Origin of the sequence: Aliiruegeria haliotis (genome assembly GCF_003003255.1) — a bacterium.
GTDB lineage: Bacteria > Pseudomonadota > Alphaproteobacteria > Rhodobacterales > Rhodobacteraceae > Tropicimonas > Tropicimonas haliotis.
In genome coordinates, this window is record NZ_PVTD01000007.1 from 198,059 (window position 1) to 219,401 (window position 21,343).

Annotated in this window: 17 protein-coding genes and 1 pseudogene; 2 read left to right on the forward strand and 16 right to left on the reverse strand. The window is 61.9% G+C overall.

The annotated features are described in order from the left end of the window. Positions 1-163 precede the first annotated feature (163 nt). The 11 genes and pseudogenes from CLV78_RS16725 to CLV78_RS16775 form a co-directional block, all read right to left on the reverse strand. Positions 164-858 (reverse strand): annotated as a pseudogene (locus tag CLV78_RS16725) (IS6 family transposase); the annotation flags it as partial. A gap of 91 nt (positions 859-949) precedes the next feature. Further along, the gene (locus CLV78_RS16730) at positions 950-1,717 is read right to left on the reverse strand and encodes an SDR family NAD(P)-dependent oxidoreductase (protein ID WP_106206100.1); all 768 of its coding nucleotides are present in this window, start codon (positions 1,715-1,717) and stop codon (positions 950-952) included. Between the two features lie 10 nt (positions 1,718-1,727). Beyond that, a complete protein-coding gene (locus tag CLV78_RS16735) occupies positions 1,728-2,651 on the reverse strand; it encodes a dihydrodipicolinate synthase family protein (RefSeq protein WP_106206102.1) in 924 nt (307 codons plus the stop codon). Positions 2,652-2,655: 4 nt separating this feature from the next. Continuing rightward, entirely contained in the window at positions 2,656-3,837 is a 1,182-nt protein-coding gene (locus CLV78_RS16740; RefSeq protein WP_106206104.1) for a mandelate racemase/muconate lactonizing enzyme family protein, read from the reverse strand. A gap of 13 nt (positions 3,838-3,850) precedes the next feature. Next, positions 3,851-4,777, reverse strand: coding sequence for a dihydrodipicolinate synthase family protein (locus tag CLV78_RS16745; protein ID WP_106206106.1), 927 nt, complete (start codon positions 4,775-4,777; stop codon positions 3,851-3,853). Further along, entirely contained in the window at positions 4,774-5,610 is an 837-nt protein-coding gene (locus CLV78_RS16750) for a carbohydrate ABC transporter permease (RefSeq protein WP_106206197.1), read from the reverse strand. Before CLV78_RS16750 ends, CLV78_RS16745 begins: the two co-directional genes overlap by 4 nt. Next, positions 5,610-6,554: a carbohydrate ABC transporter permease gene (locus tag CLV78_RS16755; protein ID WP_106206108.1), complete on the reverse strand. Its 945-nt coding sequence runs from the start codon at positions 6,552-6,554 to the stop codon at positions 5,610-5,612. Before CLV78_RS16755 ends, CLV78_RS16750 begins: the two co-directional genes overlap by 1 nt. Positions 6,555-6,655: 101 nt before the next feature. After that, positions 6,656-7,912 (reverse strand): extracellular solute-binding protein, encoded by a 1,257-nt coding sequence (locus tag CLV78_RS16760; RefSeq protein ID WP_106206110.1) that lies wholly within the window; start codon positions 7,910-7,912, stop codon positions 6,656-6,658. Between the two features lie 45 nt (positions 7,913-7,957). Continuing rightward, entirely contained in the window at positions 7,958-9,427 is a 1,470-nt protein-coding gene (locus CLV78_RS16765) for a sulfatase family protein (RefSeq protein ID WP_106206112.1), read from the reverse strand. A gap of 29 nt (positions 9,428-9,456) precedes the next feature. Then, positions 9,457-10,542 (reverse strand): ABC transporter ATP-binding protein, encoded by a 1,086-nt coding sequence (locus CLV78_RS16770; protein WP_106206114.1) that lies wholly within the window; start codon positions 10,540-10,542, stop codon positions 9,457-9,459. 31 nt (positions 10,543-10,573) lie between these two features. Next, on the reverse strand, positions 10,574-12,292 hold the full coding sequence (locus CLV78_RS16775; RefSeq protein ID WP_158263580.1) for an SMP-30/gluconolactonase/LRE family protein: 1,719 nt from the start codon (positions 12,290-12,292) through the stop codon (positions 10,574-10,576). Between the two features lie 94 nt (positions 12,293-12,386). Between CLV78_RS16775 and CLV78_RS16780 the strand changes: the two genes are divergently transcribed. Next, the gene (locus CLV78_RS16780) at positions 12,387-13,538 is read left to right on the forward strand and encodes a mandelate racemase/muconate lactonizing enzyme family protein (protein WP_106206118.1); all 1,152 of its coding nucleotides are present in this window, start codon (positions 12,387-12,389) and stop codon (positions 13,536-13,538) included. Positions 13,539-13,576: 38 nt separating this feature from the next. Beyond that, positions 13,577-14,461, forward strand: coding sequence for a DMT family transporter (locus CLV78_RS16785; protein ID WP_106206120.1), 885 nt, complete (start codon positions 13,577-13,579; stop codon positions 14,459-14,461). 5 nt (positions 14,462-14,466) lie between these two features. Here CLV78_RS16785 and CLV78_RS16790 read toward each other — a convergent pair whose 3' ends face one another. From CLV78_RS16790 to CLV78_RS16810, 5 genes are all read right to left on the reverse strand, one after another. After that, the gene (locus CLV78_RS16790; protein WP_106206122.1) at positions 14,467-16,734 is read right to left on the reverse strand and encodes an FAD-dependent oxidoreductase; all 2,268 of its coding nucleotides are present in this window, start codon (positions 16,732-16,734) and stop codon (positions 14,467-14,469) included. 361 nt (positions 16,735-17,095) lie between these two features. Then, complete coding sequence (locus CLV78_RS16795; protein ID WP_106206124.1) at positions 17,096-17,803, reverse strand: IS6 family transposase; 708 nt, start codon at positions 17,801-17,803, stop codon at positions 17,096-17,098. Between the two features lie 239 nt (positions 17,804-18,042). Beyond that, a complete protein-coding gene (locus CLV78_RS16800; protein WP_106206126.1) occupies positions 18,043-18,720 on the reverse strand; it encodes a type 1 glutamine amidotransferase domain-containing protein in 678 nt (225 codons plus the stop codon). 11 nt (positions 18,721-18,731) lie between these two features. Continuing rightward, positions 18,732-19,766, reverse strand: coding sequence for an NADP-dependent oxidoreductase (locus tag CLV78_RS16805; protein WP_106206128.1), 1,035 nt, complete (start codon positions 19,764-19,766; stop codon positions 18,732-18,734). 144 nt (positions 19,767-19,910) lie between these two features. After that, a complete protein-coding gene (locus CLV78_RS16810) occupies positions 19,911-20,501 on the reverse strand; it encodes a TetR/AcrR family transcriptional regulator (protein WP_106206130.1) in 591 nt (196 codons plus the stop codon). Positions 20,502-21,343: the final 842 nt, after the last annotated feature.

The window sequence follows — 21,343 nt, forward strand, 5'->3', positions numbered from 1 at the left end:
GAATAGGGATCGCTTGTTCGTCGCGGATGAACCACTTTTTGCCTTGATATCATCCCGATGACCTAGTCCCAGCGAAAAACCAGGTGATGGTGCCAATCAGCGGATGGTTGCAGACCAATTCGAACTCGTCTCTGCAAAGGCAGGATCGCAGCCCCCAGGTCACGCCAAGCTGCCGCCACATTGCGAGAGTATCGGCACGTTTTCTTGAGGTTGGCTCACGAGTAGAAGCTCCGCTCCGAGTTGAAATGGTTGAAGACAGAGACGCAGACGGCGGCAAACAGCTGCAAACGTCGCATTCTCCGAAGGCGCTGCATTGCCCGTTCTCCTCGCCGGAACGCCAGGTGCCGGTTCTCTGCCCTTTTGTTGAGCCAGCGGCCGGATTCTTGAAGTGCTGGAGCGCCAATCTCCTTCAAGGCCGCGCCGCAAGAGCGAAGCCAATCGGTGGCGGTGGTCTCCGACCGAGCGTAGCGGCGCAGCATTTTGATAGGGAATTTCAACGCAGCTTCCGTGTCACGGGACATTGTCACGTAGCTTTCAAGTACTTCGCCCTCGTGGACGACGGCCCGCCAGAGGTAGTGCCGCTCGCCGTTGATCCTCACGAAGATCTCGTCCAGATGCCAACGCCAGTGGCTCGACCGCATACCTGTGACTCGGCGCTTTGGGATCTCGGCAGCGAGCAACGACGCGAACCAGTGCCACCAACTAGCGGGCAGTTTCGTGGCTGATATCGACGCCTCGCTCGTGAAGCAGATCCTCGACGGTTCGGAACGAAAACGGGAAACGGAACTACATAACTACACCCCGGCGGATGACTTCCGGGCTGCTGTGAAAGCCCTTGAACGGGTCACGGTTGGTCATGTTCCGACGCTACGAGGCAGCCCTCACCGCCATAACCGGAATCCTCCTGACAGGACCACCTTCCCGGCTCGTCGTGCCATTCCCACTCCTGTCAGTCCGTTCCCCCCGAGAGTGTAATACTCTCGCCTGTCATGAAGCTACACGCATCGGAGGCAAGCAGGAGCGCAGCGCCCACCATCTCCTCGGATCGGCCAGACCGACCCATCCAGTTGAGCGTCTTGCAATAGGCGTCGAAGCCCTGGGGGTCGGCGGCGCGGCGATCGGCGTGGCGCGGCGTGGCGACCATGCCCGGCGCGAGCGTGTTGAGCAGAACGTTCCTTGCCGCATAGTCGCGAGCCTGTCCCAGGATCAGGTTGTGTTGCGCGGCTTTGGTTGCGGCATAGACCGGCACCAATGGCTTCGGACGCAACTGGTTGACCGACCCGATGCTGACGACACGGCCCCAGCCACGCTCTGCCATGCGCGGCAGGCAGCATTCCAGCATATCGACCGTGGACACGAGGTTGACCGCGATCTGGAACTCCATGTCCTGCCGGGTCATGTCGCCCAAGGGTTTGTTGATCTGTGCAGACGCATTGATGACCAGAATGTCGACGGGCCCGAACTTGTCCTCTACCGTCTCGATCAACTCGCGCCCGGCGCCTTCGCCGTCCAGTGGCAGCACCACGGCCTCAGCCTGCCCGCCAGCGGCGCGGATCTTGTCTGCCGTGCGTTCGGCGCCGGCAAGCGTCGTGGCATGGGTCACCACTCTGGCGCCCGCACCGGCGAGACCTTCGGCAATTGCCTCTCCGATCCCGCGGCTTGACCCGGTGACAAGGGCCGTCCGGCCCGAAAGGTCGAATATCTCGTTCGGTGTCATGCTCGCCTCCTCACGCTGCGAGGCTTTCGGGGGCCCCGGCCCGCGCAAGCATCGCCTCGAAACGCACGAGTTCCTCAAGGCCGAATTCGGTGGGCGTGACAAAAGGCGCGCGATCATGCACCTCTTCAATCCCGGCCTGGCGCGCGAAGAGGCGTTTTCCATAGCAAAGCATGGCCGGGACAGAGCGCGACATGAAGACGATCGCCGGCAGCATTTCGGCGTGGATGCGATCGATCAGCGGCAGATTGGCAGCGCCACCCTGCTCCCAGAGCCGCCAGATCTGCATATCGCCGGCGATATAGTCGGGCGCCGGGATCAGGCCGACGCCGCCGGAACGCAGAAGAGCGGGGAACTCGATACCGCCATGGCCGCCAAAAACCTTGAAGGCGCCACCAGAACCGCGGATCACTGTCTCGATATCTATCGAGAAACCTTCGCCCTTTAGAATGCCAATATTCGGGTGCCGGCGATTCAGCTCAATCATGCTCCCGACCGACAGCGAGACGTCCAGATTGACCGGGTTGTTCTGGATCGCGACATCCACGTCGACTGCATCGGCGACCGAGCCGAAGAAATCGATCAGGTTGTCCTGCGTGATGCCCTTTATCGCCGGCGGCTGCAGGATCACGAAATCGGCGCCGGCGCGCGCGGCGGCGTGGGAAAAGGCGACCTGCCCCTTGATCGTCGGCTCGGCCACGGTGACGGCATATTGCGTTCGTCCGCCAATCAGGTCGCCCACCATCTCGACAAGATGCATGCGCTCGTTGACATCCATCTTGTGCACCTCGGTCACGAGGCCATGCACGGTGATCCCATGAACACCCATCGCAATACAGTAGTCGATCTGCCGTTTCATGGCCTCCCGGTCGAGACGACCATCTTCGCCCCAGAACGCATACATGACCGGCCAAATGCCTTTGTAATCCTTACTCATTGTCTCACGCCTCCACGACGTAGTCGAAAACTTCTTCAGTCGGCTCCACGCCCAATCCCGGCCCGGTCGGGACGGTGTAGTGCCCAGCCTCGCAGGCCATGTCGCCGGTGGTGAAGCCGAGATTCCGATCAAAGATCGAATGCTGGTACTCGTGATAGGGTACGCGTTGCAGCGCTGACGTGGCCTGAAGCGAGGCCGCCATGAAGATGCCGACAGAGATCGACGCGTGCGGGATGATCTTGATGTGGAAGGCCTGCGCCATGTGCCCGATCTGGATGAAGGGCGTGATGCCGGTATGGCCGATCTCGGGCTGAATGATGCCCATGCAGCGCGCTTCTAGCCGCGGGCGATACTCATAGACCGTCCGCCATTCCTCACCAAGCGCCAGCGGAACGCCGATCCCCTCGGAGACCCGTTTCTGCCCTTCGAGGTCTTCGGGCTGGCACGGGGCCTCGGCGAAGTAGAGGTTGTATTGCTCCAGCCGCCGGATCAGCCGGATCGCCTCGCTGGCCTCGAACTTCCAGTGCAGGTCAACCGTCAGGTCGATATCCGGACCGACCGCTTCGCGCAGCGCGGCCATCTCCTGCACGATGCCCTCGTCGGAAACGGCGGCGGCGAACTTGAAGCACTTGAAGCCCTTTTTGACAAAGTCCACCGCCAGGTCGCAACGCTCCGTGAGTGTGGCGCGCGGAAGGCCGGACACGTAAGCCGGAATGGTGTCGTGCCGCCTGCCGCCAAGCAGTTGCGAGACCGAAAGCCCGGTCAGTTTGCCGTAGAGATCCCAGATCGCGATATCGAGGCCGCCAAGAGCGTCAACATAGTACCCGCCCCAGAAGCCGCGCACGCGCATCAGGTCGTACATGTCTTCATGGATGACCATCGGCTCCGACGGGTCGCGGCCGATCAGCGTCGGGCCGACAAGGTCGTCGATGATCGCCTTGGGCGCTTCAGGCGCGGCGATGCCATAGCACTCGCCCCAGCCGACCAGCCCGCTCTCACCCGTCACCTTGATGAGCAGGGTCATGTCGGTGCTGGGATAGATCGAGCGATTGCCCTTGCGGATCAGGTAGCCCTTTTCGTTGATGAACTCCCCATCCTTGAGCGGGCCGAGATAGGGGGTTTCGCGCGGGATCGAGATGATGAAGGTTTCGATCTTTACAATGGCGTCGAGGGGGGCCTGTGGCATCGGTCTTCTTTCTTCAGTCGTCTTGCGGCGCAGGCCCCAGCGGGAACAGCGTCAGTTCGGGTGAAATCCTGTCGAGCAGCGCGTGCAACTCGCGCGCGTCGCCCGCGTCCATCTTTGGTCCGGCACCGCGCACGAAGGTATTGGCGATCACGCCCCGCCGCTTCAGCGTGCCCTTGGTCATGTGCATGCGGAAAATCGCCTGGAAGTTGAGCAGCGGCATCGACACTTCGAAGAGTCGCCGCGCCTCGTCCTCGCGACCCTCCGCCCAGGCGTTGACCAGCGCGACATGCAGATCGGCAAACTCGCTCGCGGGCATGGTGCCAAGCGATCCGCGCGCCAGTTCGTCGGTGATGTAGCGCCCGCCCGCGCCGCCGAACACACCTTCGATGGCATCTCCGGCCGCGGCCATGATCCGGGTCAGGTTCTGACCGCAAGGCATGGTTTCTTCCTTGCAGAACCGTACCTCGGGAACGGCGCGCGCGATGGCGGCAACGTCCTCGGGGGCGAGCCCCGCACCAATCGGCACCGGCGCGTTCTGCAAAAGGATCGGCAGGTCGGACCCGGCGCCAACCTCCTTGAAGAAGGCGGTATGGGCCGCGATGTCCTTGCCCAGATGCCCCGGAGCCATGACCATCGCGGCGCTGGCGCCGACGGCCTGACCTTCGGCCATGCGGTCGATGACGCCCTGGGGCGTGTCTTCGCTCGCTCCCACGATGAACGGCATCGCACCGGCGAGTTCCTCGCCGAGAAGGGCGATCAGGCGCGCCCGTTCTTCCGGGCTGAGCGTGGTAACCTCGCTTGCCACACCGGGAAAGACGCAGCCATCCGCCCCGCAGTCGCGGACGAACCCGATCAGGGATCGGAAGTCGGCCTCATCAACGGTGCCGTCGTCGCGGAACGGTGTGCAAAGTACGGGGAAAGCTCCCTTGAGTGCGCTCATTTCACTGCTCCTGCGGTGACGCCTTGAATGAAGAACCGTTGCAGGAACATGAAGCCCAGCACGACCGGGGTGGCGGCCATCAGGGAGGCGGCCATAGCGCCACCCCAGTCGGCATTGGTCTCATTGAGATAGGTCAGGAGCAGCCCCGGCGCGACGGTGCGCTTCTCATCCGAAACGATCAGGGTCAGCGAATAGAGCAGATCGTTCCAGCTCCACATGAAGCTGTAGAGGAACACGGTCACGATCGGCGGGATCGAGATCGGCAGCACGATCGTGTGGAAGATCCGCAGGTCGCTGGCGCCATCCGCCCGCGCCGCTTCGATCAACTCGTTCGGCACCTGACTGAAATAGCTGTAGATCATGTAGGTCGCGACCGGCAGGGCAAAGACGATGTAGCTGAGGATCAGGCCGAGGCGCGTGTCCAGCAGGTTCCACTCGACGAACATCGGGTAGATGGTGATCAGCAGCAGGCCAAACGGGAACATCTGCGCCGAGAGCATGAACATCATCACCGGCTTGCGGCCAAAGTAACGATACTTGGCAAAGCTGTATCCGGCATAGGTGGCCAGCGTGGCGTTGAACGTGGCCGACGAGATCGACACCAGCAGCGAGTTGCCGAGCAGCTTGGGCAACTGACCCTCGGTCAGCGCCGTGCGGTAGTGATCCAGCGTCGGCGCCTTCGGCCAGGGCGTGGGCGTGATCTGATACAGTTCGGCATCCGCTTTCAGCGATGAGGCCAGCGTCCAGTAGACCGGGAAAAACAGGAAAAAGCCGATCAGTAGGGCGATACCGATGAAGACGACCTTGGCCGTGGTGGTGCTGAGGTCAAGCATCATTCGGCTCCCTTCATCAGCTGGCGGAGGTAGAAATAGGCGGGCGGCAGGATCGTCGCGACCCAGAGCACGCCGACCGTTGCGGCCATGCCGATATCCCATTGCTCGAAGGCCCGGCGATACACCTCGACCGACAGCACGGATGTGGCGCGGACGGGTCCGCCGCCGGTCATGGCATAGATCGAGTCGAACTGTTGCAGGTTGCCGATCATGCCGAGCACGACGACGACGAGGAAAACGGGCCGCAGATGCGGGAAGATGTGGTCTTTCAGCACGTGCCAGTTGCCGGCACCATCAACGCGCGCGGCCTCGATCTGTTCGCGGTCCATGCTTTGCAGGCCCGCGAGGAAGAACGACATGAACAGCGGGATAGACAGCCACACCTTGGTCATGACGACCGCGACCATCGCGCCGGTGGGGTCGGCCAGCCAGGCGACGGGGTACTCAATCAACCCCAGTTCCTTGCCGATCGCATTCAGCAGCCCGTAGCGGGAGTTGAAGATCCAGCCATAGATAAAGGCCGAAACGGTGGCCGGCATGATCCACGGGATCAGCGACAGCCCGCGAATGGCGGTGCGCCCCTTGAAGGGCTCGTTGAGGATGATCGCCCAGGCCAGCCCGAGCGTGATCGAGAATGACGTGGTGAAGAAGACGTAGATTGCCGTCGTCACGAAGGAGGCGCGAACCGTGGGGTCGCTCAATAGCTTGCCGTAGTTCTTCAAACCGACAAAGACAGGCTCCGGGGTCGAGATCGTGTACTTGTAGAACGACATCGCCAGCGCCTGGATGAACGGCGACAGGACGATGAGGCCGAATGCCAGCAGGGCGGGCAAGAGCAGCATCACTCCGAAGCGCGCGTCGCCGGCCTTCAATCCGCCACGGCGGGCGTGGGGTGATGGGCGGAACTCGGTGCCATCTGGCAAAGATGTAGCGTCGCTCGACATGGATGCCTCGCTGTTATCGGCGGCTTGGATACGTGAAACGGTTCTGGTGCAGGTGCACCAGTAGATCGCGCGCCCCGGTGGGGCGCGCGCTGTGGTTCGGCTTATTCGGCCAGAACCCCTTCAAGACGGGACTGCATGTCGTTCGCCGCTTCTTCCGCCGTTTTCTGGCCGAGGATGGCTGCCTGGAATTCCTCGCCGATCACGGCAGAAACCTCGGCGCCCTTTTCCATCGAGGCAATCGTGTTGCGGCGCGGCGCAACCGTCGCGGCGGCCCATTCCGTCAGATAGGTGTCGGCCTTGACCTCTTCCGACTCAAGCGCAGCGTTTGTCGTCGGCAGGACGCTCTGGTTGACTGCGTAGCCAACGAGTTGCTCGTTGGACAGAAGATGCATGACCCACTGCATCGCCGGGCTGTCAGCCGCCGGCGCCTCGTCACCGAAAGCAACGATCAGGTGGCCCCAAGAAACGGAAACCGGGTCGTCGCCTGCATTCAGCACTGGCGCCTTGATCGGCTTGACGGCGGGGTCGATTTCCATATCGCGTCCGGAGAACTTGCGCGCAAAGGTGCGGGCCAGCGGGGCGTCGAGATAGAAGGCGGTTGCGCCTTGCGCGAACAGACGGCGCGCATCAGGGCGGTCGATCTCGGGCGCAGCCAGTCGCTCGCTGACGGCATCCGTCAGGAAGGACAATGCCGCAACGGCTTCGGGCGAGTTCACCGCCGGCTTGCCGTCAACCATCACATCGCCACCGAAGGTCCAGAGCCATGTGATGTAGTCGAGCACGATGGAATTGTGGTTCTTGGTGGCAAGGCCAAGCGGGACCGAGTTCGGCACGTTGTCACGCACCTGGATGAGCGCCGCTTTGAACTCTTCGACGGTCTCCGGCATCTCGGTGATGCCGGCCGCGTCCAGCACTTCCTGGTTGGCAACCCAACCGATCGTTCCGCCGATCCAGGGCAGGCCTAGCTGCTTGCCGTCGATCTCACCGGCGGCGAGGAAGCTGGCGGGGAACATCTCGGCCAGTTTGTCCTTGCCGAAGATCTCGTTGAAATCCTGCATCTCGGGGATGCCCGCGATGATCGGCAGGAGCCGGCCCTGGCTTTGCCCGACATTCGGAAGGGTCTTGGAGCGGGCGCGCAGAACGTAGTTCTTGTTCATGTCGCCCCAGGCATAACCCTGAAGGTCCACCTCGTTGCCGGTCGCTTCCTTGAAGCTGTCGGCCATGGCCGTCATTTTTTCCTTGCCGGTCTCCTCTGCGGATACCCAGTTCATGAATTCGACCGTCTCGGCCTGCACGGCCCCTGCGGTCACCGCCAGCGCTGCTATGGCACTGACCAGTCCGGTTTTGAGATGCTTCACGATTTCCTCCCGTCTGTGATTCTGAAACTCAGTTCCAAACCTACTCTACATCGCACTGCGCGGCGTTTCAAGAATTTGAAACCGAGTTCCATATAATTGTCGTCTTGCGATAGGGGCGGCGCCATTCCCGTTCATAGAATGGGTGCGGCGCCGCGGACTGGCACTCGCGCACGCGCTTGTCGCCATAGTGCCGCGCAACAACTCGCAGGTCAGCGCCTGCTCCAGTTCCCGCACAGCCTTTGCGTGACTGGGAGAACCGCTGCAGTCGAACTGCTCGCCGGTGTCCTGCTCCAGATCATAGAGCGCCATAGCGCCTTTGTATCGCACCAGCGTGTGAGTCGCGCTGCGGGCCATGACGCCATGGGAGGTCATACCGACCACGACTCGTCCATTGCTATTGCTGGCGAGCGACTGGCCGTGGGCCTGCGCTGCGGGCGGCAGCCCGGCCCAGTCGAGGAAGCTCGGGAACAGGTCCAACACGGACCGCAACTCGGTGTCGCGCCGCGCCTCCGGCGCCCGGAAATCCGTCACGACCAGCGGCACGCGAATGCTGGGCTCGTGGAAGTAGGTTTTTCCGACCAGACCGAAATCGCCAAGATAGTCGCCGTGGTCCGATGCGAAGACGACGATGGTGTTGTCGAGCCGCCCGCTATCACGTAGCGCCTGAAGAATGGTGGCAACATCCGCATCGAGCCTCTCGACCGAAGCAGCATAATGTTGACGAATCCGGAGGCTCTCGTCCTCGGTCAGAGTAGAGTAGTCCAGATCGGCCCAGCCACGACGGTAGCTGGCGACGAAATCCTCTCGGTAGCTCTGCACCTCCTCTGTCATCGGCAGAGGGCGCGGCAATGCGTCTGGATCGATTCGTCCGACTGCCGCCTTGGGCGGATCGTAAGGGCAATGTGGCCCCGGAAATCCAACCATGATGGCAAAGGGGCGCACGTCATCATATCCGCGCAGATAATCGGCCGCCTTTCCGGCAACCCAACGATCGACCTGTGCGTGGTCGGGCAGGTCATTGAAGCACGCCCCCTTCCAGCCCTGGTAGCCGCGCTGTTCGTTGCCATGCGCTTTGTGCCAGCCTCCAGCCTTCAGAAAGGCGTCATAGTCATCCTCAATGTGAACATGCCGCTTGTCCTCGGCGATGATCCGATGCCCGAAACCTTCCGTGATGTCCCAGGGGTAGAAGTGCATCTTGCCGATACCGGCCGTGTGATACCCCGCTTCCGAAAGCAGCTCCGGCCAAGTGGCAATGCCCATCTCCCGCCGGTCCGGTCGCAGCCAGTGCAGGTTGTCGATGACGCCGTTTGCATGGGCGTGCTGTCCAGTCAGCATCGAGGCGCGGGCCGGCACGCAGATCGGACTCGGCGAGACAACCGTTTCGTAGAGCACACCCTGCGCGGCCAACCCGTCAATTGCCGGAGTTTGCAGGAAGTCGGCGCCATAGGCCCCGAGAAAGTCCGGCCGAAGCTGGTCGGGAAGTATGAAGAGGATATTCGGGCGGCCGTCTTTCATGGTACTCCCTGCACGGCCCCTTCACGGCGCTACGCCGCGTTCGAGACTTTCTGCCGCCGGAGCGCCAGCCCGTCGCTGTCGAAAAGGTGGACGCTGCGCGTGGCGAAACCGACATCCACGGGATCGCCGGTCTGAATCGTGTGTTCGCCATCGAGCCGGACCATGACCGGACGTTCCAGCCCCTCGATCTCGACATAGGCGAAGGTATCGCTGCCCAGGTGCTCTGCCGTCATCACGTTGCCCCGGAGCGTGTTCTCGTCCGCAAGGCCAATTTGCATATGCTCAGGACGGATACCAACCTCGACAACCCGGCTCGCATCGATCTCGGCAGGAATGTCGATTGTGCCACCCGGTACCTGCAAGCGACCGTCGCCCTGCCCGGTCACCGGCATGAAGTTCATCTTCGGGCTTCCGATAAACCCGGCGACGAAGCGGTTTTCGGGTGCCCGGTAGAGGTCAAGCGGTGATCCGACCTGCTCGATCCGCCCCTCACTCATTACCACAATCTTGTCGGCAAGCGTCATCGCTTCAACCTGATCGTGGGTGACATAGATCATCGTCGTGCCGAGGCGCTCCTTGAGCCGGGCAAACTCCATCCGCATATCGACCCGGAGTGCGGCGTCGAGGTTCGACAGAGGTTCGTCGAAGAGGAAGATCTTGGGCTCGCGAACGATGGCTCGGCCGATGGCGACCCGCTGGCGCTGCCCGCCTGAGAGCTGGCGCGGCTTCCGGTCGAGATAGCTCTCGATCTTGAGGATCTCGGCGGCGCGCCGGACACGCTCGGCGATCAGGCCCTTGTCTTCGCCCGCGAGCTTCAGCGCGTAGCCCATGTTCTCGGCCACGGTCATATGCGGGTATAGCGCATAAGTCTGGAAAACCATCGCGATCCCGCGCTTGCTGGGCGGCACGTCGTTCACGATCTCGCCGTCGATGGCAAGCGTGCCCGCCGATACCTCATCCAACCCGCAGACCATGCGAAGCAGTGTGGATTTGCCGCAACCCGACGGGCCGACGAAAACCGTGAACTCGCCCGAACGCACGTTGAGATTGATATCCGTCAGCACTTCGACGGCTCCGTAGCGCTTGTACAGCCCCTGGATCGAAAGCTCAGTCATCAGTTCCTCCTTCGCACCCTCCCTGGCGCGATCATGTCATTCCAAAGAAGGTTTCAGCTTGCCCCTTCACGCCGGCCTCGACAGAGAGCACGCTTCCCGAGAGCGGTGCATCCGAGAGGACCTGCGACGACAGGCGAATTCGCGCGGTCGTGATGAAGAGTGTCGTGAGATCCGGCCCGCCAAATGTGCAACTGGTCGGGCGCGGCACCGGAAGCGGGATCACTCGGTCTACCATGCCGTCCGGCGTGTAGCGATTGATGCTCCAGCCATCCCAGCAGGCAACCCACACGCCGCCCTCGGCATCCACGGCCAGTCCGTCCGGCGTACCATTGTCCTCGGGCAGGGTCACAAAGACCCGGCGGTTGGAAATCGCGCCAGATTCGGTTTCAAAATCATAGGCATAGATTTCGCGCTTGGCGCTGTCGGCGAAATACATCACCCGGTCGTCAGGACTCCAGCCCATCCCATTGGACACGCTCAGGCCGCTATCCATGAGGGTCGCGCTGCCATCGGGGTCGATGCGCCACAAGTTGCCCTGTCCGGGGGCGGTGTCGATTGACAGGGAACCCAGCCAGAACCGCCCGCGACGATCGCACTTGCCATCATTGAAGCGGTTGCCCGGCCTGTCCGCTTCCGGCCGGCAGATCACGGACAGCCCGCCGGCTTCGTCCAGCAACTTGACCCCGGTTTCGGTCGCCACGACATAGCCACCCTCGGCATGCGGCACGGCACAGCCGACCAGTTCCGGCAAGGCGATGCAGTCCCGCTCCCCGCTCTTTGGATCGCCGGTGCAGAATGAGGGCGCAAGGATATCGACCCAAAGCAACCGCTGGTGCGCCTCGGACCAATGCGGCCCCTCGGCGAGGAAATCTTCTCCGGGGATGGCGAGGTTGACTGCGGAGCTTGTTGTCATGAGCGGGCGCGGATTGACCGAGATCGACATGGAAAGCTGCCCGATGTTTCCCGAGACCCTGCGAGCGGCCTCGATGACCTCACGGCCCAGAGAATGAAGTCGTTCGGCATCGAGCCGAAAGGCCGGCCCGACGATCCCGATCGCTCCGAGCGGTTCGGATCGATGGTCGAGGATGGCCGCGGCCACACCTGCGACGCCTTCGTATAACTCCTCAATGGCAATGGCATATCCGCGCGCCTTGATGATATTGAGATGCTGGTGCAGGTCTTCTTCGGTAGTGATCGTCCGCCCGGTAAACGCGGAGAGCTGCTCGGCATCGATAAGCTGGTGCCTGTCACGCATACCCAAATGCGCCGCCATGGCCTTTCCGAGGGCCGAGGCATGCAGAGCCGCGCGACTGCCTACGCCATTGGCAACCCGCACTGGCTGAGGCACATCCAGCTGGTCGATATAAAGCACTTGCGACTGGTCGAGAACACCGAGTCGGACCGCTTCTCCGGTCATGTTACTCAGCCGCGCAAGTTCCGGCGCTGCCGCCCCGCGCAGGTCGAACTGATCCCAGACCCGATGCGCCAATTCGAAGGGTTTGGCCGCGAGCCGGTAGGACTGATCACGTTCATCGACCTGGATATAGCGCTCGTCGACCAAGGTCTGCAGAATGCGATGCAAAGTGCCCTTCGGCAGGCCGGTCTTTTCCAGCAGGGTAGTGAAACGTGGCGGACGCTCCGCAGAGGCGATCATCTCGACCACAGCCAACCCTCGCGTAAGCGCTTGCATTCCCGGCTGGACGCCGGTGGATGGCACTTCGACAGTAGGGCCCGGGGTCTTCCTGTTCACGCTCGCTTCCTCAATTCCGGCTTGCTCTCCGTTCATGGATAGTTATTTTGAAACTTAGTTCCAAGTCAACCCTGACGGAGGTGGAGTCGATCCGATGCGCATCACAAAGGTCTGGCACTCCCTGATCCGTGTCCCGCTGACCGAAACCATCGAATGGGGCTCGGGTACACGCACCGGCACAACTCGACTGGTCTGCAAGATTGAGACCGATAGCGGAGTTACGGGCTGGGGCGAAACGCTTTCGCTCATCGCCGCCGTCCCGGCGGTGTTCGAGGACGTGGTGGCCAAACTCGCGATTGGTTACCCGGTCAGCGACGCGGAACGCTTTCACCGACACGTGCTGGGTGCGGGCTACTACCATCACAAGCGTGCCGCCGTCATGGCGATTGCCGCGATGGAAATGGCAATGTGGGACGCCTTCGGCAAGATCGCGGGTCAGCCGCTACATGCGCTCTGGGGCGGGCTCTGGCGCGAAGAGATAGAGGCCGCCGCCTACCTGTTCAGCGCCGATCCTGCGGCCCTGTCGGACCGGATGAAGGGATTTGCCGACAACGGCTACACCACGTTCAAGGTCAAGATCGGCTTCGATGCCGAGAGCGACATCGCGCTTGCGGCCGCGGCGCGTCAGGCTGTCGGCGCGCTGCCGATGCGCCTAGATGTCAACGGAGCGTGGACGCCAGGCACGGCCAAGCGTCAACTCAACCGGCTCGCCGACCTCGATCCGGCCTATGTCGAACAGCCACTGGAACTGGACGATTTGCAGGGCCATGCAGACCTGCGCGCCTATTCCGCCTGCCCGATTGCCCTGGACGAAAGCGCCTATACGCTGACGGATGTAGGCAATATTGCGCGGGCACGTGCGGCAGATGTGGTCCTGCTGGACCCACATCAGGCAGGCGGTCTGTGGCAGGTGATCAAGGCCGCGGCGATCTGCGAAGCCTTCGGCATTCCCGTCGGGTTGCATTCAGGCGCAGAGTTGGCCCTGTCGCAGGCGGCCTATCTACATCTCGCGGCCTGCATCCCCAACGCGTCCATCGCCATCGACACCGAGCACGCCTATCTCGGCGGCGACATTGCCGGGAATGCACCTGTGATCACGGACGGCCGGTTTACCGTTCCGACCGAGCCCGGCCTCGGGATCCACATATCTGAAGAGCGTGTCGAAACATATCGCGTCAACGAAATCTCGGGCGCCTATCTGGACCCGGCCCGAGCTGGCTGGTTCCCGGTCAAGCCGGCCTATTGATCGGCGCACTTGCCCGCAACACCCGGAAAGGACAGTGCATGCCGGGCCAATCGCAGGTCCGCTCAGGCAATCTCGCGGGGCTTGCGCTTTTTGCGACCAGCCTGTTCCTGATCTCTACTTCTGACGCGCTGGCCAAGCTCCTGACAGAGACCTTGCACCCGCTACAGGTCGTCTGGATGCGCCAATCCGGCCTTGCGATGGCGGCACTCGGCGTACTGGCCATCCGTGGACCAGGCGTGCTGCGCACGGGCTTGCCACAGTTGCAGGTCCTGCGCGGCCTCGCCGCGGCGCTTTCGGCCCTCTGTTTCATCACCGCCCTGCGCTTCGTTCCGCTGGCGGATGCCGTTGCCGTCTCGTTCGTCGCCCCCTTCCTTGTGACCGCGATGGGGGCAGCCTTTCTCGGTGAGACCGTCACGTGGCGCCGATGGGCGGCTGTGCTCGGCGGATTTACCGGCGCGCTCATCATCATCCGGCCCGGCTTTGGCGTAGTCAGCCCGGCAATCCTGCTCGTTCTGGCCGGTGCGTTCTTCCTCGCGCTGCGCCAAATTCTCGGCCGCCGGCTCGCCGCGCGGGACCCGATCTCGACCACGCTGGTCTGGACCGCGCTGACTGGCTTCGCGTTGCTGTCATGCTGCATGCCGGCGGTCTGGACCTGGCCAGACGCGCCAATATGGACAACGGGGATGTGCATTGCCGCCCTGATCGCTGCCTCCGAGTTTCTGCTCATCCAGGCCTTTGCCACGGCAGAGGCCACGGCGATTGCCCCGGCGCTCTACTCCGCGATGATTTGGGCCACCCTCTATGGCTGGTTGGTCTTCGGGCAGCTTCCCGACCTCTGGACCTGGATCGGCAGCGCGATCATTCTTGCAACGGGCTTTTACCTGATCGTCCTGGAGATGCGCGCAGGGCGCGGCTCGCGCTGAGAGCGTCACTGCACGCGGATGCCGAACAGCGCCACCGGGCAGCCCTGCCTGTTCCGCGGCCGGATCGTCAGGCGATGTATCGTCTCATCCTCCAGCAGGGCGATGCGCAGGATCGGGCTGCGATTATCCTGTATCGCAGCGATCACATTTCCATCGCATTCGACCTCGCATTCATGGACCAGAAACGGCATCACCCGGTCGGCATGGCGCATCTGGACGCTTTCCAGCGGGTGATCGAAATCGCAATCGAGATAGAGCACCAACTCGCGCGCAGAAATGCCATCTTGCCAGTCGAGCGTGATCCATGGCTCAGCGTCCGTCAACGCGGCCGCCCAGGCATTGGGTGCGGAGGTCGGCCTGGTCGGTCCGGAGACCAGCGCCGCTTTGCCAAAGGCATGAACCGGACGGTTCGCGGAAAAGGCGATGTTCTGCCCCTTCGGACGGCGCTCTGGAATCCAGAAATCGAAGCTTTCAACGCCAAGCCCTTCCGGCGCTTCCTGCCGGGAGGCCGTGCTGACCTTGTCTAGCCCGCCCTGCTTCACGCTCAGGAAGCCGGTTACACGCTGCTGTGAAAGCCCGACCGCGACATCCGGGTTTTCGAGGAGACAGAGGAATCCGTAGCAGGGTTGCTCGGTGTCGGGCAAAGCAACAACAATCTCCCCCTGTCCGGGCGCCAACGCGAACTCTTGCCTCTGCAGGACCCGCTCCGGCGTGTGGTTGCCCGGCTTCTCCGCGGCGCGGACCTCGACCGCCAAGCTCGTGGCGCGCTCGGCCCGAACAGGGATGGTGAGCGATCCGCCCTCGCCCGGCCGCATCGGCAGCATCTGGGCATAGCTGTCGCTCAACGGCCGCCAGCCGGCATCAGGCGGAAGGCCGTCCAGAAACAATTCGCTAGAAACATTCAGAGCAGCCCCAGTTGCAAGGTTGCCCACGGCCAGCGGGGCATATCCGGGAACATGGTGACCGGCCTCGGCCAGCGCCGACTTGAGCGCCGCCAGCCCATCGTCAGAGGACAGTTCCTGTGGCGCCCTGCCAAGACGCGTGCACACAGACGCCGCCGTGCCGATTGCCTGCCCGACAGCGCCAGAGGTTGCCATGACCCGCGTGCTGCCGAAAGCCACATGCGAGGCCGAAAGTAGCCGGCCATTGATAAACAGGTTCTCGATATTGCGGCTGTACATGCAGCGATAGGGAATGCCGAACACCCCCTTGGCGTGATACTGGTTGCAGCCCCCCTGCTGGGCATAAACCCCATCGGCCGGGTGCAGATCGATCGACCATCCGCCATGGGTGACGTTGTCCTCGTGCTCGACCTGATCGATGATATCGCTTTGCCGAAGCACATAGTCACCCTCGGCCCGGCGGCTTTCCCGCTTGCCGGGGATCGTGGCCACCCATTCCAGCGCGAGGTTCTCGGCCTCTGGAAACGACCCGGAATTCTTGATGTAGTTCCAGACGCCGTAGACGACCTTCTGCAACTCGCCCTTGATCTCCTCGGACTGGTGAATGGTGTCGAGCCGCCCGCCCCATTCGATCCACCAAAGCGAGCAGCCATGTTCTACGGCGTTGAAACTGCGAAAGCGCGGGATCAGCGAGGGAACGTCCTTCAGTGCAAAATCCGGGGCCACGTAGTCGATCCTATGGCCAACGTCCTTGGTGTAGAAATACATCGAATGGCCGAGCAGCTTGCCGTAGTCGTCGCCCGGCGCCATCGGCTCGTCGAACTCCGACGCCTCTTCGGACCCCATCCGATAGGCAGCACCAGACATATGCACGAGGATGCCGTCGCCGCTTGAGTCGGCAAAGAGCGCGCCTTCGACCTGATACATGGTGCTGTTCTGTGAATTGAACGCCTGCACCCGGCGGATCCGCTCGCGCTCCATCTCGACATGGAAGACCTGCGTGTTGACGAGCACGGTCAGGTTCTTCTCTCGAGCGACCCAATCCTGAAGAATCGTATCCAGGATCACTGGATTGCCGCCGGGATTGCGATATTGGTTTTCGAGCAGAACTTCGTTGACGATGCCACCCTCGCGCGCCCATCGATTGTTGTTGCCACCATGGGATGTTGCGCCAAGGATCCAGAGCCGAACCTCGCTGGAAGCGTTGCCGCCAAGCACTGGGCGGTCCTGAATCAGCACCACGCGGGAGCCGCCACGCGCCGCCGATATCGCTGCACAGACCCCCGAAAGCCCGCCGCCGACCACAACCAGATCCGCAGAAAGCTGTTCGAGGCGCAATTCGCGCGGCCCGGAGGGAGGTTCGATGATCATGGCATCCTCGCCTTTGTTGTCCCTGTCACCCCTTGCTGCATCGCAAGGGGCACATCCCGCGATCCGCGTCCGGTCGGTGATTGGGCGCTTTGCATTTGCGTCAGCAGCGCCGCTTGCCACAAATCCCAACGTCCGGAACCCCAACGGGCCACAGGTTGCAGAGATATCTGCCAAATTTTGGAACCAAGTTCCAAAGCGTATGTTTCGATACATCGATCTGAACGGAATTTCCACAACGAATTGCCCATGCCCCCGTTGACCGACGACGTATGCAATTCGTAGGTAGGTTGGGGTGCTCACCGCCAGAATCGGTGGTGTCAGACCAATTCGAACACGTCTACATGGGCAGGATCGCTTTCCCCTATGCCGCGCAGAGCTGGCGCCACTCAGTGCGAGCAGCGGCACGGTTGGCTTTGAAGATGTCCCGGCTTGAGAGGCTGCGCTCCAAGTTGAAATGGTTGTGGACCGAGGCGTGGACGGCGACAAATCTCGGCAAACTTCGTGTTGACTGGAACCGTTGCATCGCCCGTTCTCGTCGTCGAAACGGCAGATGCGAGATTTCGGCCCGATTGTTCAACCAACGGCCCGTTTCATGCAGATCTGCAACGCCTATTTCCTTCAAGGACGCGCCGTAGGACCGAAGCAAGTCAGTGACGATTGCCATAGCCCGACCGTATCGCCGCATCGTTTTCTTGAGGAATTTCAAAGCGGCCTTCTTGTCCCGCCGCTTTGTGACGAAGCTCTCAAGAAGTTCGCCCTCGTGGTCGACAGCCCGCCGCAGGTAGTGCCGCCTACCGTTGATTTTCACGAACACCTCGCCCAGGTGCCACCGCCATTGCGGTCCAGAACGCAGTCGTTCAGCACGTTTGTTGCGGATCTCGGAAGCGAAAAACGGACCAAATCTATGCCACCAGAACCGATCGGATTCATGGCCGCTATCGAGCCCGCGTTCGCGCAGCAAATCCTTGACGTTCACTAGCGAAAGCGGGAAACGGATGTAGAGCATCACCGCCAGTCGGATGATCTCACGGCTTGTCTTGAAGTATTTGAACGGGTCGCGTTTTGCCATCCGTGGACGCTACCCAGTCCCCTGCCCCGCGAAAAGCCAAGTTCAACTGACATCACCGTCAGTAGGGCGGTGAGCACTCCTTCCCTGCATGTGCATTGTCGAAGATCTAGTTCTGGAAAGCGGTCTTCTGTAGCGCTCCTTTGACCTTTCTATTCAACTGAACAGCGACCATCACGAAGACGGGGCGCACAGCAACGACGCAGCCAGTGCGGTTCGTCGAGCGCCCCGATCGATGCTCATCAGCCAAGCAGTGCCAGGAGTTCCTTGGCAGCACTGGCAGAGGACGCAGGATTCTGGCCGGTGACCAGCTTGCCGTCACGCAGGACAAAGTCGGCCCAGTCGTCGCCGCGCTCGAACTGTCCGCCATTGGCCCTCAGCATGTCCTCGACGAGGAAGGGCACCACGTTTGTAAGATCCACCGCCTCTTCTTCCGAGTTGGTGAAGCCGGTGACCCGGCGGCCCGAAACCAACGGGTTGCCGTCGGAGCCATGCGTGTGACGGAACACCGCCGGTGCATGGCACACGGCACCCACGGGGCGGCCTGCTGCTGCGAAGCCTTCGATAAGGCGCTTGCTGTCGGCGTCCTCGGCAAGATCCCACAGCGGGCCGTGCCCGCCCGGATAGAAGATCGCGTCGAAGCCGTCCTCGGTCACATCCGCGAGTTTCACCGTCGAGGCGAGGTGCTGTTGCGCGTCCTTGTCGCCCTTGAACCGGCGGGTGTCGTCCGTCTGCGCATCATCGCCGTCGCTCTTGGGATCGATCGGGGGCTGACCGCCTTTGGGTGAGGCCAGCGTGATCTCCGCGCCCGCGTCCTTGAAGACGTAGTAGGGCGCAGCGAATTCCTCCAGCCAGAAGCCGGTCTTGTGGCCGGTATCGCCGAGTTGATCGTGTGAGGTCAGAACCATCAGTATCTTCATCTTCTTACCTTTCAACCTTGGGCAACGCGGACAACCCGCTTGCCGAAATTCTCGCCTCTCAGAAGCCCCACAAAGGCCTCCGGTGCGTTTTCCAATCCGTCGATGATCTCTTCGCGGTATTTGATCTTGTTGGCGTCGATCCACGTCGACATGTCCTTGGCGAATTCAGGGTACAGATGCCCGAAATCGTCAAAGATGATAAAGCCCTGCACCTTGATCTTCTTGCGCAGTATCTGCCCCATCAGCCAGTTCATCCGATCCGGCCCGTCAGGCAGCTTTGTCGCGTTGTACTGGGAGACCAGACCGCAGACTGGTATGCGGGCATTGGCGTTCAGCAGTGGAATCACTGCATCCAGCACCTTGCCGCCGACATTCTCGAAATAGACGTCGATGCCATCCGGGGCGGCTGCGGCCAGTTGGGCGGGAAAATTGTCCGCCTTGTGATCGATGCAGGCGTCAAAGCCCAGCTCGGCCACTGCGTAGTCGCACTTGTCCTGCCCGCCTGCGACGCCGACGACGCGGCAGCCGAGCAGCTTGCCAATTTGACCGACGGTCGCGCCCACAGGACCGGTTGCAGCTGCGACCACGATGGTTTCGCCTGCCTTGGGTGCCCCGATCTGCGTTAGCCCGGCCCAGGCGGTAAAGCCGGGCATCCCGAGGATCCCCAGTGCCCAGGACGGGTGGTCTGGAGACGCGCCGAGGTTCGTCACGCCAGCGCCATCCGAAACGGCGTAATCCTGCCAGCCGTTGAAACTGAGCACGTAATCTCCGACGGCAAACCCGTCGATATCAGAGGTCACGACCTGTGCGACCGTGCCGCCGACCATGACGCCGCCGACCTCGACCGGGGCCGCGTAGGAGGGCGCATCGCTCATCCGGCCACGCATATAGGGATCCAGCGACAGGTAAACCGTGCGGAGCAGCATCTGCCCGTTCCCAGCCGTCGGAATGCTCGCCTCGGTCAGCTTCAGTGTATCCTTGGTCGGTTCGCCCTTGGGGCGTTCGGCAAGGACGAGTTGCCGATTTGTCGTCATTGTCTGTGTCATGGGATCTTTCTTTTCTATGAGCGGCTTTCAGGAAGCGCGGTGTCGTTTCGGTTTGGGGCATGCCCCGCAGGTCCTGAGCGGACCCGTCGTCCGACACCCGCGTGCAGCTATAGCGCCGAGGGCGAAACTCTTTCATTCAAGCGTTCAGGGCGCGGGGACGGCCTGTTTCGTGGCCTCCATCGTCGCCTTCAGTGGGGCATCGTCATGCGAAAGGCCGGCAACAAGGCTGGCTCCCAGCCACTGGTAATAGATCGCCCGGGCAAGACCGTAGGGGTCGTTCAGCGGCGCAATTGATCCGTCAGTTATGCCTTGCTCAAGGGTCTCCGTCAGGCTCGAGATGATGCTGCTTACGCCATCCTGCAAGATCCGGCTCATGTCCGGTGACAGGTCGGCAACCTCTGCGGACAGCTTTACCACGAGGCATCGATCCTGCAGCGAAGGGCCAATCTGTTTTGCAAGCCAGCCTTCGAAGTATCCCAGGAACCGGTCGCGCGCCGGCTGTTCCGCGTTTCCGAGAGTGTCGGCGAGCGATTCCTGATACTGGGCCACGAAATTCTCCAGAAGTGCGCAGCCGTAGGCCTCTTTCGACTGGAAGTAATGATAGAAAGACCCCTTGGGGACGTCCGCAGCCTTCAGAAGCTCGCTCAGCCCCACACCGACATAGCCCTGCCGCGCGATCAAACTGCGACCGACCTCCAGGATATGGCTGCGTGTATCTTTGGTTTGCGTATTCATCCTCCTGATCTAGGTGCGAATAGACCGGTCGTCTAGTGGCTGTGAAAAATTCCTCAATGGTTTTCGAAGGACGCGTCTGTGCCTCCGAAAGCAACGCCCCACACCAAAACCGTGGCAGCCTTGCAAGCATGGCATGAAACCGCCATTTCAGGTTTTAGCGCCTGCGGCCAATGTCCGGAATGATTGGTTGCGCCACAGCGGAATGGAGCGGCAGAGAGTGACCGCAAGGGGCCGACAGCACTATTTGATCGACCCAAGCCGACCGGCTGCTCTGTCCCGCAAGCCGGACATCGAGGTCGGAAAGCTCGCTGCGTTTTGCATGGACGGCTGCTCTTCTTCTCTGAGGCGCGGCTAGCGGTCTCGGGCGATCGCTTTGCAAAAACTGCGAGCATGAGCCGGGAAGCACTTCCGCCATGGGCTCGCTACCGTCATCTGAGGCAAACCATCAGATGGCCGCATGGTCGGCAAAGCTTCCGCTGATGCATCTCGCAGTATTTTGCAGATTGGGCTCGGTGCCGTCCTTCCGACCGGTCTCATCGAGCGGCCGCTTCAGGTCAAGGAATGTCCAAGTATCGGGCTACCATGCTGACGACAGTGAAGTCTCTAAACGTCAGGAACGACCGCTTCCAGACCGCAGGTCAAGTTCGCCTCGCTGCGCCACCGCAAGACCGCAATGAGCTCAAAGGCGACAATGCTGCACGCTGCACGAACTGGTAGTATGCGGGGCGTTCCGGACCTCCGCTGCGAGCACGAAACTTGAACCCTCGCGGGTGCAGCGGTTGGCAAGAGGGACGGACGACTGGCATTCGTCCTGGAAGCAAGATGTCCGGGCGGCCTGGTCG